General features: G+C 31.5%; 19 protein-coding genes. 10 read left to right on the top strand and 9 right to left on the bottom strand.

Annotated features, from left to right (window positions below):
- Positions 1–10: 10 nt before the first annotated feature.
- From LG45_RS03015 to LG45_RS03030, 4 genes are all read right to left on the bottom strand, one after another.
- Positions 11–571 (bottom strand): helix-turn-helix domain-containing protein, encoded by a 561-nt coding sequence (locus LG45_RS03015; protein ID WP_035125321.1) that lies wholly within the window; start codon positions 569–571, stop codon positions 11–13.
- 228 nt (positions 572–799) lie between these two features.
- Positions 800–985, bottom strand: a complete 186-nt coding sequence (locus tag LG45_RS03020) for a CsbD family protein (RefSeq protein WP_035124314.1) — start codon at positions 983–985, stop codon at positions 800–802.
- A gap of 31 nt (positions 986–1,016) precedes the next feature.
- Entirely contained in the window at positions 1,017–1,250 is a 234-nt protein-coding gene (locus LG45_RS03025; RefSeq protein ID WP_035125323.1) for a hypothetical protein, read from the bottom strand.
- Positions 1,251–1,267: 17 nt separating this feature from the next.
- Positions 1,268–1,750, bottom strand: a complete 483-nt coding sequence (locus LG45_RS03030) for a Dps family protein (RefSeq protein WP_035124317.1) — start codon at positions 1,748–1,750, stop codon at positions 1,268–1,270.
- A 152-nt stretch (positions 1,751–1,902) separates the two neighbouring features.
- On the opposite strand from LG45_RS03030, the gene pyrF reads away from it, so the two are divergent.
- Genes pyrF through LG45_RS03045 form a run of 3 tightly spaced genes read left to right on the top strand, consistent with a single transcriptional unit; the run spans position 1,903 to position 4,054 of the window.
- On the top strand, positions 1,903–2,718 hold the full coding sequence (gene pyrF, locus LG45_RS03035; protein WP_035124319.1) for an orotidine-5'-phosphate decarboxylase: 816 nt from the start codon (positions 1,903–1,905) through the stop codon (positions 2,716–2,718).
- Between the two features lie 4 nt (positions 2,719–2,722).
- Complete coding sequence (locus LG45_RS03040; protein WP_035124321.1) at positions 2,723–3,226, top strand: hypothetical protein; 504 nt, start codon at positions 2,723–2,725, stop codon at positions 3,224–3,226.
- Between the two features lie 27 nt (positions 3,227–3,253).
- A complete protein-coding gene (locus LG45_RS03045; RefSeq protein ID WP_035124323.1) occupies positions 3,254–4,054 on the top strand; it encodes an ABC transporter substrate-binding protein in 801 nt (266 codons plus the stop codon).
- A gap of 237 nt (positions 4,055–4,291) precedes the next feature.
- Here LG45_RS03045 and LG45_RS03050 read toward each other — a convergent pair whose 3' ends face one another.
- A complete protein-coding gene (locus LG45_RS03050; RefSeq protein ID WP_035125324.1) occupies positions 4,292–5,017 on the bottom strand; it encodes a DUF4197 domain-containing protein in 726 nt (241 codons plus the stop codon).
- 252 nt (positions 5,018–5,269) lie between these two features.
- Between LG45_RS03050 and LG45_RS03055 the strand changes: the two genes are divergently transcribed.
- The gene (locus LG45_RS03055) at positions 5,270–8,698 is read left to right on the top strand and encodes a methylmalonyl-CoA mutase family protein (RefSeq protein ID WP_035124325.1); all 3,429 of its coding nucleotides are present in this window, start codon (positions 5,270–5,272) and stop codon (positions 8,696–8,698) included.
- 69 nt (positions 8,699–8,767) lie between these two features.
- On the opposite strand, the gene LG45_RS03060 is transcribed toward LG45_RS03055, so the two are convergent.
- Positions 8,768–8,986 carry a DUF5963 family protein gene (locus tag LG45_RS03060; protein WP_035124327.1) on the bottom strand — a complete coding sequence of 73 codons (219 nt, stop codon included), beginning with the start codon at positions 8,984–8,986 and terminating at the stop codon, positions 8,768–8,770.
- Between the two features lie 167 nt (positions 8,987–9,153).
- On the opposite strand from LG45_RS03060, the gene LG45_RS03065 reads away from it, so the two are divergent.
- The gene (locus LG45_RS03065) at positions 9,154–9,627 is read left to right on the top strand and encodes a GyrI-like domain-containing protein (RefSeq protein ID WP_035124329.1); all 474 of its coding nucleotides are present in this window, start codon (positions 9,154–9,156) and stop codon (positions 9,625–9,627) included.
- 2 nt (positions 9,628–9,629) lie between these two features.
- On the opposite strand, the gene LG45_RS03070 is transcribed toward LG45_RS03065, so the two are convergent.
- Genes LG45_RS03070 through LG45_RS03075 form a run of 3 tightly spaced genes read right to left on the bottom strand, consistent with a single transcriptional unit; the run spans position 9,630 to position 10,711 of the window.
- Positions 9,630–10,001, bottom strand: coding sequence for a YchJ family protein (locus LG45_RS03070; protein WP_035124330.1), 372 nt, complete (start codon positions 9,999–10,001; stop codon positions 9,630–9,632).
- Positions 10,002–10,004: 3 nt separating this feature from the next.
- On the bottom strand, positions 10,005–10,145 hold the full coding sequence (locus LG45_RS16435; RefSeq protein WP_089046957.1) for a hypothetical protein: 141 nt from the start codon (positions 10,143–10,145) through the stop codon (positions 10,005–10,007).
- 2 nt (positions 10,146–10,147) lie between these two features.
- On the bottom strand, positions 10,148–10,711 hold the full coding sequence (locus LG45_RS03075) for a DUF1543 domain-containing protein (RefSeq protein WP_035124331.1): 564 nt from the start codon (positions 10,709–10,711) through the stop codon (positions 10,148–10,150).
- Positions 10,712–10,799: 88 nt separating this feature from the next.
- Here LG45_RS03075 and LG45_RS03080 point away from each other — a divergent pair, with 88 nt between their 5' ends.
- From LG45_RS03080 to LG45_RS03100, 5 genes are all read left to right on the top strand, one after another.
- A complete protein-coding gene (locus tag LG45_RS03080) occupies positions 10,800–11,354 on the top strand; it encodes a hypothetical protein (protein ID WP_240471804.1) in 555 nt (184 codons plus the stop codon).
- Between the two features lie 240 nt (positions 11,355–11,594).
- The gene (locus LG45_RS03085; RefSeq protein WP_035124332.1) at positions 11,595–13,784 is read left to right on the top strand and encodes a glutamine synthetase III family protein; all 2,190 of its coding nucleotides are present in this window, start codon (positions 11,595–11,597) and stop codon (positions 13,782–13,784) included.
- Between the two features lie 103 nt (positions 13,785–13,887).
- On the top strand, positions 13,888–14,742 hold the full coding sequence (locus LG45_RS03090; RefSeq protein ID WP_035124333.1) for an OmpA family protein: 855 nt from the start codon (positions 13,888–13,890) through the stop codon (positions 14,740–14,742).
- A 3-nt stretch (positions 14,743–14,745) separates the two neighbouring features.
- The gene (locus tag LG45_RS03095; RefSeq protein WP_035124334.1) at positions 14,746–15,537 is read left to right on the top strand and encodes an OmpA family protein; all 792 of its coding nucleotides are present in this window, start codon (positions 14,746–14,748) and stop codon (positions 15,535–15,537) included.
- Between the two features lie 341 nt (positions 15,538–15,878).
- Positions 15,879–16,967: a hypothetical protein gene (locus LG45_RS03100; RefSeq protein ID WP_081932026.1), complete on the top strand. Its 1,089-nt coding sequence runs from the start codon at positions 15,879–15,881 to the stop codon at positions 16,965–16,967.
- Positions 16,968–17,032 lie beyond the last annotated feature (65 nt).

A 17,032-nucleotide genomic window follows, 5' to 3' on the forward strand; every position in this document is an offset into this window, starting at 1 on the left:
TTAGGTTTTATTAGTTATTTTTTGACGATAATTCTCGTCTTTTTGTAATAATTCTTTGAAAAGCCGATGGAGTAATTCCAGTTGTATTTTTAAATTGTGTACTCAAATGTGCAACACTAGAATAATTTAATCGATATGCTATTTCAGTTAAACTAAGTTGATTATTAATAATCAGTTGCTTGGCCAACTCAATTTTTTGAATAATAATATAATTTTCTATTGACGTGTAAGTAACATCCGAAAATAAATTGGACAAATATCCGTAACTATGATTCAATTTTTCGGCTATAAAAACTGAACTTTTTACATTTAATGGTTCTTCACTTGTAACCAATTCAGTAATGGTGTCTTTAATTTTTTGAACTAAAACACTCTTCTGATTCTCAACCATTTCAATCCCATAAGATTCAAACTTAGCTGATAAATCATTAATCTTTTCATCAGGAATATTTTCTAAGAAATCAATTTCACCAAATCCTGCAATTGTGTATTTGCAACCAAGCTCTGATAGCTTTTCTTGGATGATTTTTTTGGTTAAAATGTTGTAATCAAATTTTAAATATACTTTCATAAGTGCTAATTCATTTAAGTAAAGATAGTTTTTTTTTGCATTTAAAAACATTTAGGTCTTTTTCGATCTATGCATTAGTAATTGTTTTAATGCTTATTGTTGAATGTTAATAACTTATAAATTGTTAAAGTTTAGTATAAGCATTAGAAAATAAACTCGTGTTACTGTAAACGCTGTGAATTATAAATAAAAAAGCACAGAAAAAACTTTTCTCTGTGCTAAATTTCATTACAATTCAGAAATCATTTTTTTAATTTCTTCCTTGGTTGAGCCAATTCTTTGCTGAATTCTTCCGTACAATTCGTCTTCTTTTCCTTCTTCAAATAACAAATCATCGTCGGTTAAATCGGCATACTTTTGCTTTAAAGTTCCTTTCAACTCATTCCATTTTCCTTTAAGTTCTGTACTGTTCATGATTTCTATATTTAAATATTAATAATCTGTTTTATTTTTTATTGGCTTTTTCTTCTACAAACTTGTTATGTCTTAAATTCATTCCGTAAGTGTAATTAGTGCTTAATATCACATCATTACAGTCAAAATGTTTTATAACGCCAGTTTCCTGCAAAGCTACAACCCAACACGAATTTTGATGCATGCCATAATCAATGATAAATAAAGTTTGTCCAGTTCCTAATGGTGTTTCAACCAAAATTGAAGGATTAAGTTGTAGTATCATTTCTATATTTTTACGTTTTAACTCAAGTACTTTTTTAACATCCAACCCATAGATTCATGTGATTCTAATACCGATGTAAGGAAATCTACAGTAACTAAATCACTAGTTTCTTCATCAATTGTTTCTATAAATTCGCGCAATTTTTTCGCCATTGTGTTGTGATCATTCCATAAATCTTCCAGCATTTCTTTTTGACCAACAGTTGTAGTTTTTGCTTCTTCTAAAACTGAGTTTTTCAAAAACTCCTGCATACTTCCAATTGCTTTTCCGCCTAATTTACTAATGCGTTCTGCAATTTCATCAATTAAAAACTCTACTTTTTTGTATTGTTCTTCAATTAATCGATGCAATTCAATAAAACTATTTCCAGAAATATTCCAGTGATAATTCCTCATTTTTACATAAAAGACCATTTCACTTCCTAAAATAATAGTTAAGTTGTCTGTGCTTGATGTAATCTCTTTTTTAGATAATCCAAATCGTGTTTCATTTACCGCCATAACATTAGTTTTTTGAATATTGTTAGTATTTGTATTTACAAAGTTAATCCCATTGAAGCCATAATTTATTACATAATTTCTTTAGAATGTTGCACTATTTTATGTTTTATTGAATAGATGTTTGTAATTTTGCAAAACAACGAAACACAACAATGACTACACAACAATTAATTGATCAAATTCGCCTTAAAAAATCATTTCTCTGCATCGGATTGGATGTCGATTTAACTAAAATTCCTCAACATTTATTAGAACTCGAAGACCCAATTTTCGAATTCAACAAAGCGATTATTGATGCTACAAATGATTTATGCGTTTCCTACAAACCAAATACGGCTTTTTATGAAGCTTACGGGATAAAAGGTTGGCAATCATTACAAAAAACCATTAATTATATTAACGAAAAGTATCCTGAAATTTTTACAATTGCCGATGCAAAACGCGGCGATATTGGAAATACTTCAACTATGTATGCCAAAGCTTTTTTGGATGATTTAAATTTTGATAGTGTAACCGTTGCGCCATACATGGGAAAAGATTCTGTTGAACCGTTTTTGGCTTTTCAAAACAAACATGCTATTATGTTGGCTTTAACTTCAAACGAAGGTGCATTCGATTTTCAAACGAAAAATGTTGATGGGAAAGAGCTCTATAAAGTGGTGATTGAAACATCCAAAACATGGAAAAATTCCGAAAACCTAATGTATGTTGTTGGCGCAACCAAAGCTGAATATTTTACAGAAATTAGAAAAATAATTCCAAATAGTTTCTTGCTTGTTCCTGGTGTTGGCGCTCAAGGTGGAAGCCTTCAAGAAGTTTGCAAATACGGAATGAGTGAAAATGTTGGACTTCTAATAAACTCTTCTCGCGGAATTATTTATGCATCAAATGGAATTGACTTTGCTGAAAAAGCAAGAGAAGAAGCTATGAAAATGCAAAAGGAAATGGATGTGATTCTAAAAAGATAATTGTATGACTAAAAGAGATTTATTTCGTGTTTTAATAAAAATTTTCGGATTATATTCTGGAATATTAACACTGTTTACAGTTATTCCAAATAATATTTCAAATTTAGTTTATCAGCTAGACACAATTATAATTTTAATCATTTTAAGTACCATATTAATTCCAACGGGATTATTTTTACTTTTAATTTTTAAGACAGATACAATAATCAACTTTCTTAAATTAGATAAAGGGTTTGATGATGAACAAATTCAGATAGAGAATTTGAAGAATGAAAGCATTTTGAAATTATCAATTATTATTATTGGAAGCTTCTTGATTTTAGATTACATCCCAGGTTTGTTATTTGATATAGTTAATGCATTCAAATATAAAGGAAGTGCTGCTCCAATAGAAGGCACATCAGTTGATTATTTTGGAATAACAATTGGAATAATTAATATTGTTTTGGGTTATTTATTATTAACAAATTACAAATCGTTAGCTACTTTCTTTAGTAAAAATGAATAAACATATAGATAGTAGTTTAAAAATAACATGAAACAACTTCAAGATCAACTAGGAACGTTCCACACTTTTGAAACTTCTCCAAAACGAATAATTTCATTAGTTCCATCGCAAACCGAATTACTTTATGATTTAGGTTTGGAAGAAAATATCATTGCAATCACTAAATTTTGCGTGCATCCTTACCATTTAAAATCGACTAAAGAAATTATTGGTGGCACAAAAAATGTAAAATTCGATAAAATAAAAGCGCTTCAACCTGATATTATTATTGCCAATAAAGAAGAAAATACGCTTGAAATTGTTGAAGAATTAAGAAAAATTTGCCCTGTTTGGGTAACTGATATTGTGACAATTGAAGACAATTTGAAAATGATTCACGATTTCGGACAATTGTTCAATAAACGTACCGAAGCACAAAAAATATCAGATAAAATTAATTTCGCTTACGCAGATTTTGTGTCGTTCATGAAAGACAAACCGTTTCAAAGAGCTGCGTATTTTATTTGGGCAAATCCATACATGGTTGCAGGAAATAATACATTTATCAACGAAATGTTGAAACTAAATAAATTTGAAAATATTTATGAAAATAGGGAAGAGCGTTATCCTGAAATAATCATCCAAAAAATGCGAATTCAAGGCGATCCAGATTATGTTTTTCTATCATCAGAACCGTTTCCTTTTAATGATGAACACGCTTTTGAACTCGGACGATTTACACATCATGCCAAAACCGTTTTTGTAGATGGAGAAATGTTTTCGTGGTACGGAAGTAGAATTTTAAAAGCATTTGATTACTTCAAACTATTACAGTCTAAAATTCAATAAGTTGAAGTTTTAAACAAAAAAAACCAGTGCTTCTCCAAACACTGGTTCATACTTTAACTAACCTAAACCAAACAAAATAATAAATCCTCATCTATTACTTTGCAAATATCCGACGATTTTTTAAATCTATATGTTAAGATAATGTTATTCTTATGTTATTGATTATTAAAACGTTGTAGGATTTATTCTATGCCCTAAACTAGCCAGTTTTAAAGGCTTAAAAACACTTTAATACAACTATTTTTTATCTTGCAAAGCAAAAACTTTTTTCAATAAATCAGAACTTCTTGCATTTAAATCGGTTCTGATATTTTTTTCTTCAACCGCTACCATTTTAAAAACTCCTTCTAATGCTTTAGTAGTAGTATAATCAGTCAAATCTGGATTTACTTTTTTTACTAAAGGAATAGAATTGTATTTGGTAATAATATTCGACCATACTTTATCAGCTCCAACTTTGGTAAATGAATTTTTAATTACAGGATTGAATTTTCCGTACAATGCAGTTGTTGTGCTATTTTGTAAATAGGTTGTTGCCGAATTTTCATTACCCATCAAAATGTTTTTTGCATCGGCAAAAGTCATCCCTTTTATAGCATCAACAAAAATTGGTGTAGCTTCTTTTACTGCATCTTCAGCTGCTCTGTTTAATACTTTCAAACCTTCGTCGGCCAAACTTGATAAACCAATACTACGCAATCCTTTGTCTACTTTTTGTAGTTCTTCTGGAAGTAAAATTTTAACCATTTGGTTTTTGTAAAATCCATCAACGGCAGTCAATTTTACAACTTGTTTGTTAATTCCATTATTCAATGCTTCTTTCAATCCGCCAGCAATATCAAGCGTTCCGGTTCCCTGATTTAAAATTCCGGGTAATTGATTGGCAACCTGTTGCATTTCGGCACATCCTGAAACAGTTGTTCCAAAAAACAAAATCGATGCTACTAAAAGTGTCTTGTTCATTTTCATACGTATTTATTTTCGTTATTTTTATATTCTTGTTGTTAACAAAGATAATGCCTCAATTAAATATTTGCTCTAAAATTAAGTTAATAGTAATTTTTAAATTTCAAAATTGATTAATTATCAGATAGATATAAATTTTCTGTAAAATTAGTGCTACAGATATTTCTGAAGATAATTTACCCAGAATAAAATCGTATAAAAATTATTAAATTCGTAAATTGCACACCTAAATTCGAATAAAAATTATAAATGGAACCACAAACTCCCTATATTCCTAAAAATAAAGTAAGAATTGTTACCGCTGCATCACTTTTTGACGGTCACGATGCTGCCATAAATATCATGCGTAGAATTATTCAGTCAACTGGTGTTGAGGTAATTCATCTTGGTCACGATAGAAGTGTTGAAGAAGTAGTAAATACTGCCATTCAAGAAGATGCCAATGCTATTGCAATGACATCATATCAAGGAGGACACAATGAATATTTCAAATACATGTACGATTTGCTTAAAGAAAAAGGAGCAGGTCATATTAAGATTTTCGGCGGTGGTGGCGGAGTTATTCTTCCATCAGAAATTTCAGAATTACATGAATACGGCATTGAAAGAATTTATTCGCCAGACGATGGACGTGCCATGGGATTACAAGGAATGATTAACGATTTAGTGCAACGTTCCGATTATCCAATTGGTGATAAATTAACGGATGAATTGGCACATATCGAAGATAAAAATCCTACTGCAATTGCACGATTAATTTCGGCTGCAGAGAATTTTCCTGAAATAGCAAAAGCGGCTTTTGACGAAATTCATAAGAAAAATGAAACCAATAAAATTCCAGTTTTAGGAATTACAGGAACTGGTGGCGCAGGAAAATCATCATTAGTTGATGAATTGGTGAGAAGATTTTTAATCGATTTTCCAGAAAAAACCATAGGATTAATTTCTGTCGATCCATCAAAACGTAAAACTGGTGGTGCACTTTTAGGCGATAGAATTCGTATGAATGCTATCAATAATTCTAGAGTTTACATGCGTTCTTTGGCAACGCGTCAATCGAATTTGGCTTTGTCAAAATATGTAAACGAAGCAATCGAAGTTTTGAAAGCTGCAAAATACGATATCATTATTTTAGAAACTTCTGGAATTGGTCAAAGTGATACCGAAATTATGGATCACTCTGATGTTTCGCTATACGTTATGACCCCTGAATTTGGTGCTGCAACACAATTGGAAAAAATTGATATGTTGGATTTTGCCGATTTAGTAGCATTAAATAAATTTGACAAACGTGGTGCATTAGATGCCATCCGTGATGTTAAAAAACAATACCAACGCAATCATAATTTGTGGGATGAAAATGTAGATTCGATGCCAATTTTTGGAACAATCGCATCACAATTTAACGATCCAGGAATGAACACGCTCTACAAATCTATTATGGATAAAATTGTAGAAAAAACGGGTGCCGATTTAAAATCGACGTTCGAAATTACACGTGAAATGAGCGAGAAAATTTTCGTAATTCCGCCACACAGAACACGTTATTTATCTGAAATTGCTGAGAATAATAGAAAATACGACGAAATAGCGCTATCTCAAGTTGAGGTGGCACAAAAGTTATACGGAATTTACAAAACCATCGAAACTGTTTTTGGAAGCAAACCTACGTTAACAAAGGCTGGAATAGAAGAAACTATTTTGCATTCAAAAGATGAAAATAGAAACGAATTTTTAAATCTTTTGGTAAAAGAATTCGACCGTGTAAAAATGAATTTGGATCCCTACAATTGGGAAGTGATTCTTACTTGGGATGAAAAAGTAGCCAAATATAAAAATCCGATTTATAGCTTTAAAGTTCGGGATAAAGAAATTAAAATTGCTACACATACCGAAAGTTTATCACATTCTCAAATTCCGAAAATCTCATTACCAAAGTACCAAGCTTGGGGTGATATTTTAAAATGGAATTTACAAGAAAATGTTCCAGGAGAATTTCCATTTGCGTCAGGATTGTATCCATTTAAACGTGAAGGAGAAGATCCAAGCCGAATGTTTGCTGGTGAAGGTGGACCAGAACGTACCAACAAACGTTTCCATTATGTTTCTGCTGGATTGCCTGCAAAACGTCTTTCAACCGCGTTTGACTCGGTAACTTTATACGGAAATGATCCACACATTCGTCCTGATATTTATGGAAAAATCGGTAATGCTGGTGTTTCAATTTGTTGTTTGGACGATGCTAAAAAATTATATTCAGGTTTCGATTTGAGTCATCCGTTAACTTCGGTTTCCATGACAATTAATGGTCCAGCGCCAATGTTACTTGGGTTTTTCATGAATGCTGCCATCGATCAAAATTGTGAAAAATTCATTGTTGAAAATAACCTTCAAGTTGAAGTAGAAGAAAAAATCAACGAAATCTACAAGAAAAAAGGAACTATCCGACCAAAATATCAAGGAGATTTGCCTGAAGGAAATAATGGTTTAGGCTTGATGCTTTTGGGAGTAACTGGTGATCAAGTTTTACCGTTGGATGTTTATAATGATATCAAAATTAAAACTTTATCTCAAGTTCGTGGAACGGTTCAAGCCGATATTTTAAAAGAAGATCAAGCTCAGAATACTTGTATTTTCTCTACAGAATTTGCACTTCGATTGATGGGTGACGTTCAGGAATATTTCATCAAACAAAATGTTCGTAATTTTTATTCGGTTTCAATTTCTGGATATCATATTGCCGAAGCTGGAGCAAATCCTATAACGCAGTTGGCTTTCACACTTTCTAATGGTTTCACTTACGTGGAATATTATTTAAGTCGCGGAATGAACATCAACGATTTCGGTCCGAATTTATCATTCTTCTTCTCTAACGGAATTGATCCAGAATATGCTGTAATCGGTCGTGTGGCGCGTAAAATTTGGGCAAAAGCCATGAAAAATAAATACGGAGCCAACGAAAGAGCGCAAATGTTGAAATACCATATTCAAACATCGGGTCGTTCGTTACACGCACAAGAAATTGACTTCAATGATATTCGTACAACGTTACAAGCCTTGTACGCAATTTATGATAACTGTAACTCGTTGCATACCAATGCGTATGACGAAGCGATTACAACGCCAACCGAAGAATCGGTTCGTAGAGCAATGGCAATTCAGTTGATTATTAATAAAGAATTAGGTTTGGCGAAAAACGAAAATCCAATTCAAGGTTCGTTCATCATTGAAGAATTGACCGATTTAGTTGAAAATGCAGTTTTACAAGAATTTGACAGAATTACAGAACGTGGTGGAGTTCTTGGCGCAATGGAAACAATGTACCAGCGTTCTAAAATTCAAGAAGAATCGTTGTATTATGAAACTTTGAAACATACAGGCGAGTTCCCAATTATTGGTGTGAATACGTTCTTGAGTTCTAAAGGTTCGCCAACGGTAATTCCAGCGGAAGTTATTCGTGCAACCGAAGAAGAAAAGCAATATCAAATTGATATGTTAACCAATTTACAAAAATCAAGTGCTGATAAAGTTGCCGAACAAATAGATTTGTTACAAACAGCAGCAATTAAAAACAAAAATCTTTTTGAATTATTGATGGACGCAACCAAAGTTTGTTCGTTAGGTCAAATCACAAACGGATTGTTTGAAGTTGGTGGACAGTACAGAAGAAATATGTAATTAAGAAAATAGAATAACGAAAATAGAAAAAAAGACCTTTCAGAATTGGAAGGTCTTTTTTTTATTCTATTATTTTTTATTTATCGAATATAATCCACCTGCAAATAAAACTACAGCGATACCAATAAACAAATACCCTTTTTCTTTTCCAGATTCGTTTGAAGCATCAATTTCTAATCCTAAAACTTTGACTTCTTTACTGTTGTTAGAAACTTTATCGATTCCTAAATAGCCAACATAAAGCGAAATTAAGATTAATACAGTTCCAATAATTTTTTCGGTTTTCATAATGTTAAATTTTATTTTGTAAACTTACTATTAAGTCATCTCAAGTTTATTATATCCTTTATTGGCAAATTTGTAAAATTACCATCTAATTGAAAAATTGATTTTATTAATGGAATAACTTGCAAAAAGATGTTTAATTGTTAGAAGGTTTTTTTTATTTTTGAAAAATGAACCCAACAATAAAAACCTTCCCAACCACAAAATTCATCGGTAAAAACCTTTCGTTTACTTATGTAGATTATCGCACTTTCGAATTATGGAGTAGTTTCATGCCAAGACGAAAAGAAATTAAAAACGTCATTGGTAACGAAGTTTACAACATCCAAATCAATCCCAAAGATTTCGATTTTAAACCCAATACGCCTTTTGTGAAATGGGCTGCGGTTGCAGTTACAAATTTTGATTATATTCCAGATGAAATGGAAACCTTAGTAATGGAAGAAGGATTGTATGCTGTTTTTAATTATAAAGGTGATCAAACTAATGCGGCTGCATTTTTTAATTCGATTTATACTGAATGGTTACCTAGTTCGGGTTATCAATTGGATAGTCGTCCGCAGTTTGAAATTTTAGGAGAAAAATATAAAAATGATAGTTCTGAATCTGAAGAAGAAATTTGGATTCCAATCAAGCTCAAATAAAATTAGTAACTTCCATCAACATACAACCAACTTCCATTTTCAAAAATAAAAGTAGAATGTTCGTGATGAATTTGAGCTTTCAATTGGTAATCTAAATAATACGCTTTAAAAGTTACTGTAGTTTCAGTTGTAGCAAGAACTTCCAATTTTATCCATTGGTTGCATTTACTCCATTCTAAAATATCCGATTTTTTATGATTTTTTCTTGTAGATGAATGCGTGGTTGCTACTAAATAATCAGCATTTTGCGTGGCATAAGCTGAATATCTTGAACGCATTAATGCTTCTGCAGTAGGTGTTTTCTTTATACCTATTATATATGGTTGGCAACAATTTTCTAACGATTGTAAATTTCCGCAATAGCAATTGGACATAAACTATTCTTTATTTTCATTGAATTTTTTCACAATAGCTTTTAGTTTCTCTTCACGTGCTACTTTTTTAGCCTTGACTTTATCTTGCTCTTTATGCAGTTTGTCGTTGTGCTTCTTGATATTTCTTTCGTTATTTCTTCCCATGGTTATTGTAGTTTATCAATTTTCAAATAGCCAATGTGCAGCCTATCTTCGTTAGTGTTATCAGATTCAGAAATTTGAATATCAAATCGTTCAGTAAAAGTATCAGCTAATATTTCTTCAACTTTAAAAGCATCGTCAATATCAATTCCAAATTTATCATCAATATGAGATGTTGCGCCTTTAAATCCGCAATGTTTGTAAAAAGTGGTTGCTTTTGCTTTTTTTGAAGCATCGGCTAATGTTTGACCAACGGCTAGAACTTTATAATGGTATTCTTCAAATTCGTTTTCTTTATATCCGCCAAGATTTATAAAAAATAAATTATTTGAAGTTGGTGCGCTCGTACCTTTATCTAAAATTTCAATTTTGTAATTATCGACTTGGGTAACTTCGCGCCAAGCATCAATATGAATTCTACCTTTTGCTTCGGGCCAAAAATTTTTCATGTCTGGAAGTAATTCTTTCAAGGATTTTCCAATTCCAAAAAAAATATCGTGTTGCTCTGTATATCTGCCTTCAGGACGACATCCAAGCATAACCATGTATAATTTATTCTGATTTTCCATTTGTCAAAGATACATTTTTTTTAAATTAATAAACTTTGGCACAACAATTGGTTATATCTTTATGTCATTAATCTAAAAAAAATATACTATGAAATCGAAGATTCACGAATACCTAAAAAACAGTAATATTATGAGTAAAAAACTTACTTTGATTTTAGCTTTTATCGGGATGATAGGACTAACAACCGCTTGCTCTAACGAAGATGATATTGATAATGATACAATTGCAGAAGCTTTTGAATTAAGAAATGTAAATTTCGATTTCAATCCTGCTGATGGTTATACGATTTATCGCGCTTTGAATCCGCAAATTTTTGCATCAGACGTAATTTTAATATACAGATTAGCTGGAACAATTGATTCAAGTACACCAATTTGGCAACAAATTCCAAGAACTTTATATTTGCCAGAAGGTGAATTAGATTACGATTTTGATTTTAGTAAAGAAGATTTTACAATTTATGCTGGTGGAACGTATGATTTAGCAACAACTCCTACATATATCACTAATGAAACTTTTAGAATTGTAATAGTTCCTGCCTATTTGTCTAATAAAGGTGCAAGTCAAGTAGATTTCTCAGATTATAATGCAGTTATCAAAGCTTATAATATTGATGAATCTAAAATAAAAATAATGAAATAGATTTTGGTTAGTCTATAGTTTGTTTGTTTGGTAAAAGAGATTGTGAAAGCAGTCTCTTTTTTTTGTGCTCATTTTTTTACATTATAAGACACTAAATGTTATCCTAATAACATGAATTCATTGTAAAATTATTAATTTATAAAATTTGCCCCTAAAAAAATAGGGTATAATTAATTTTGAATTAAAATATTGCTATATTTGCATCAAATTAATAGGGTATAACTTTTTAAAATCAATTTTATGTCAACTTTACGTTTTCAAGCATTAAAAGAAGCATCAGGTAGAAAGCCTGTAAAATTTGAGGAAGCAGGAAGAAAATCAGATCTTTTTGGTTCTAATGTATTCAATGATAAAGCAATGAAGCAGTTTTTAACTTCAGATGCACACAAAGGAGTAAAAGATGCCGTGCAACACGGAACTAAAATTGACAGAAAATTAGCCGATTATATTGCAATGGGAATGAAAGAATGGGCTTTGTCGAAAGGAGTAACTCATTACACGCACTGGTTTCAACCATTAACTGGAACAACTGCTGAAAAACATGATGCTTTTTTTGAAACTTCATATGATGGTTCAGATGCAGTTGAAAAATTTGGTGGTGGACAATTAGTACAACAAGAACCAGATGCATCGTCTTTCCCAAATGGAGGAATTAGAAATACATTCGAAGCTAGAGGATATACAGCTTGGGATCCAACTTCTCCAGCTTTTATCTTTGGAACAACTTTATGTATTCCAACGGTTTTCATCTCTTACACAGGTGAAGCTTTAGATTATAAAACACCACTTTTACGTGCTTTAAATGCTGTTGATGAAGCGGCAACTGATGTATGTAAATATTTTGATAAAAATGTTAAGAAAGTAACAGCCACTTTAGGTTGGGAACAAGAATATTTCTTGGTTGATTCTTCTTTAGCACAATCACGTCCCGATTTAATGATGACAGGTAGAACATTACTTGGTCATACTTCTGCAAAAGGGCAACAACTTGATGATCATTACTTTGGTTCAATTCCGTCTCGTGCATTAAATTACATGAGAGAATTAGAAGAAGAATGTATGTTATTGGGAATTCCAGTTAAAACTCGTCACAATGAAGTAGCTCCAAATCAATTTGAGTTAGCTCCAATATTTGAAGAAACGAATTTAGCAGTTGACCATAATTCACTTTTAATGGATGTTATGTCTAAAGTTGGTGAGCGTCATGATTTTAAAGTACTTTTCCATGAAAAACCTTTTAAAGGTGTAAATGGTTCTGGAAAACATAACAACTGGTCATTGGCTACAGATACTGGAGTGAATTTACTTTCTCCAAGTAAAACTCCAATGAGCAATTTACAATTTTTATCATTTTTTATCAATACAATCAAAGCGGTAAATGATTATGAAGAATTACTTCGTGCAGCAATTGCAACAGCAAGTAATGATCATAGATTGGGTGCAAATGAAGCGCCGCCAGCAATTATTTCGGTATTTATTGGTGCGCAATTGACAAAAGTTTTAGCAGAATTAGAAGGTGTTTCAACAGGAAAATTATCTCCAGAAGAAAAAACCGATTTAAAATTAAATGTAGTTGGTAAAATTCCAGACGTAATGTTAGATAATACGGATAGAAATAGAACATCACCATTTGCTTTCACAGGAAATAAATTCGAATTTAGAGCTGTTGGTTCTACTGCAAACTGTGCTAATGCAATGACAACTTTAAATTCAATCGTTGCAAAACAGTTGAAAGATTTCAAAAAAGAAGTTGATACTTTAATCGAAACTAAAGATTTAAAGAAAGACGAAGCGATTTTTAATGTATTGAGAGAATATATTAAAGGAACAAAAAATATCCTTTTTGAAGGCGATGGATACAGCGATGCTTGGGAAAAAGAAGCTAAAAAACGTGGATTGAGTAATCACAAAACTACTCCAGCGGCTTTGAAAGCTAAAATTTCTAAAAAAGCATTAGATTTATTCAAAGATTTAAATGTAATGAATCATGTTGAGGTTGAAGCTCGTTACGAAATTGAATTGGAAGAATACACTAAGAAAATCCAAATTGAAGGAAGAGTTTTAGGAGATATTGCTCGTAATCACGTAATTCCAACAGCTATTCGTTACCAAAATACTTTAATTGAAAACGTACGTGGGTTGAAAGAAATCTTCGGAAGCGAATTTGAAAAAATTGGAAAAGAGCAGATTGTTTTAATCAAAGAAATTTCAGGTCATATAGAAGGAATAAATTCTAAAGTTGAAGCAATGACTGAAGCTCGTAAAAAAGCTAATGCGTTGACCGATGCTCAAAAAATGGCTGAATCGTATTGTGATAAAGTAAAACCATACTTTGATGAAATCCGTGAACACTGTGATAAATTGGAACTTTTAGTAGATGACGAAATCTGGACATTGACAAAATACAGAGAATTGTTATTTACAAGATAATTTTCTGGATAATAAAAATAGAGAAAACCTGTTAAGAAATTAGCAGGTTTTTTTGTGGAACAACTTTTGCAATCATCAAGTTTAATTTCCGTAAATTCGTAGTATGAAGAAGTTATTTTTTTACAGTGTATTTTTATTAGTTTTTCAAATTGGAAAAGCGCAAGAAAAATTTGTAGTCTATTTTGACAACAATAAATATGATTTGAATAAAGTAGAACAGGCCAAATTTGATAAGTGGATTATCGAAAATAAAACATCTAAAATTTTATCAATCACTGGTTCTACAGATGAAGTAGGTTCTAACGGATTTAATGATACGCTTTCGCAAAAACGTGTTAATACAATTTATGCTTTAGTTAATGGGAAATTAAAAATTCGAAACGATTTTAAAAGCATTAGCCTTGGTGAAAAAGGTGCAACATCTACAAACAAAGCCGAAAATAGAAAAGCAATTATTCATTATATATTCGAAAAAGATTTAGCTCGCGAAGATGAGATTTTAGGTATTAAACCAAAAGTTGTTCAAGAAGAAGAGATTATTCCGATTGAAGAAGAACGTATGCATTTCCCTGAAGGTGCAACCTTACAAGACAAAATCGAACTTTCTACAAAAGGAACATTAATTCGTTTGAATAACATCAATTTTCATATTAATACGTTCGCTGTTATGGCAAATTCTAAACCATCAATTACGGAATTGGTAAGAGTTTTAGATAAATATCCAAAAATTAAAATCGAAATTCAAGGACATATTTGTTGTGTCGATAAAGATGTAAAAAATCTATCGCTTGATAGAGCTAAGCAAATAAAACGAATTTTGGTTTATGAAGGAATCAACGAACGAAGAATTAAAGTCAAAGGATTTGGAGTGTCAAAACCAAAATTTCCTATTCCTGAAAAAACAGAATTTGAAGCAGCTCAAAACAGAAGAGTTGAAATTATGATTATAGATAAATAAATCATGAAAAAATGTATCATTTTATTTCTAATTTTTACTCTTGGGATTAATGCTCAAGAAAAACTCAATGTCTATTTTGATTTTGATAAGCATAATCTAAACGAACAAGCAATAAAAACAATAAATACCTGGATTGCTGAAGGGAAAAATTATCAAGTAACAAAGTTGTATGGTTTTTGTGATTGGAAAGGAACCAACTCCTATAATGATACATTAGCTTTAAAACGTGTTAATGAAGTTTATAATTTCTTGATAGAAAGCGAAGTTGATGTTGTAAAGAATATCGAAATTCGCGGATTTGGAGAAGATTTTAAACAGTCAAAAATACAAGATGAGAATAGGCGAGTAACAATAATATTTAAAGAAAAATCGTCTGTAGCAGTTACAGAAAATAATATTGAACTAGAAAAAAATAAATTCACCGAAAAAATTAAGTCGGCTAAGAAAGGCGATTTATTAAAACTTGATAATATTTATTTTTACAATAACTCTGCTAAAGTAGTTCCTAAATCTGAGTCTATTCTATATGAACTTCTGTGTGTAATGGTCGATAATCCTAATTTAAAAATAGAAATCCAAGGACACATTTGTTGCAAAAGACCAACTGAACCTGAAGTGATATCTACAGCACGAGCGCGAGCAGTTTATAATTATCTTATTCGAAATAAAATTGATAGAACTCGCATGACATTTAAAGGCTATGGCGTGTCAAGACCAATTCATCCAATACCAGAAAAAAACGCTTTAGAAGAAGATGACAACCGAAGAGTTGAAATTTTAGTGATTGAAAGGTGATTTTAATTTCCTTAAAATCAACGCTTTAGCTTTAATGAAATTATCTAAAATACGTATTTTTACGTAGTGATATATTACTTTTATGGGTAAAATTCTTATATTTTTGTGAATTTGATGTATTTTGGCGACTATAAATATTATGTATCGAAAATATTCACATTTTTTATAAATTTAATTCATTACTTACATTTACTTAACAATACTTGTTGTAGTTTTGTGTAGTTCAAGTTCTACAAAAAGACGTCGTTGTGGGATTGAATTTTAAAATTTAGTTTAATTTTATTTTTTCCCAAATCTAAAACACTAACCTCATTTTAATCATTTACCAAATTATTTAAATTATGAAAAATGTGTTTTTAAGCATCTCAATGATGCTAGCTACAACGGTAGCTCTTGCTCAGGCAAATTCAAGTAGTGTTTCACAGTCTGGAACTTCAAACAGTTCTAATGTGCTACAAGTAGGAAGTTCTAACAACTCAGCGGTTACTCAAGCTGGTGCAGTTGGTCCATTAAGTGGATTATCAAATTTAGCTGATGTTGACCAAGCTGGTGTTGACAATGAGTCTTTAGTTAACCAAAATGGAGATTTCAATCAAGGTTTTGTTGAACAAGACGGTGATTTAAACGACGCTACAATTGATCAAGGTGTTGGTAATGCAGAAGGAAACTATGCAACTACTACTCAAACAGGAGACAGTAACGTTTCTATGCAAAAACAAAGATTTGACAACAATGATGCTTACATTACTCAAACAGGTGATCGTAATGATGCATTGCAAGATCAAAGTTCAGGACCAAATGGATCTGCAGGTAACTATGCATTAGCATCTCAACTTGGCGATGACAATCAATCTATCCAAAGACAAAATGGAAGTTTGAATGATGCTCGTGTATTCCAAGTAGGTACAGATCATTGGGCAAGACAACGTCAAACAGGTGACTCTAACGACGCTATTGCTTACCAAGGAAAATCTGGAAACAGTTCTGATCAATGGCAAATTGGTAATAGCAACTACGCATTAGCTTATCAAAATGATGTTAACAATGGTGGTGATAATACTTCTATGCAAACTCAAACTGGTGATAGCAACAATGCAATTGTTGATCAAGGATTAGGAACTCCAGATACAACAAACAGTTTAGCTGTTCAAGTTCAATCAGGAGATTTTAACTCTGCTTATGCTGAACAAAATGGTGACATGAACGATTCTTACCAATCTCAAGTTGGTGATGGAAACTTAGCTAACCATAATCAAACAGGAGACTTGAATCAAGCAGACACTTTACAAAGTGGTGATGATCATGATTCATTTATAACTCAAAATGGTAATGGAAACGGTGCGTTAACAACACAAACTGGTAATTTACATTTAAGTACTGTAACTCAAAACGGTAACATGAACATGTCTACTGTTACACAATCAAACTAAATTTTAAATATAGAGTAAGGCAGTTTTCTTTTAAAGCTGCCTTGCTTTATTAATAATATGAAAAT

The sequence above is a fragment of the Flavobacterium aquatile LMG 4008 = ATCC 11947 genome, from assembly GCF_000757385.1.
Lineage (GTDB): Bacteria > Bacteroidota > Bacteroidia > Flavobacteriales > Flavobacteriaceae > Flavobacterium > Flavobacterium aquatile.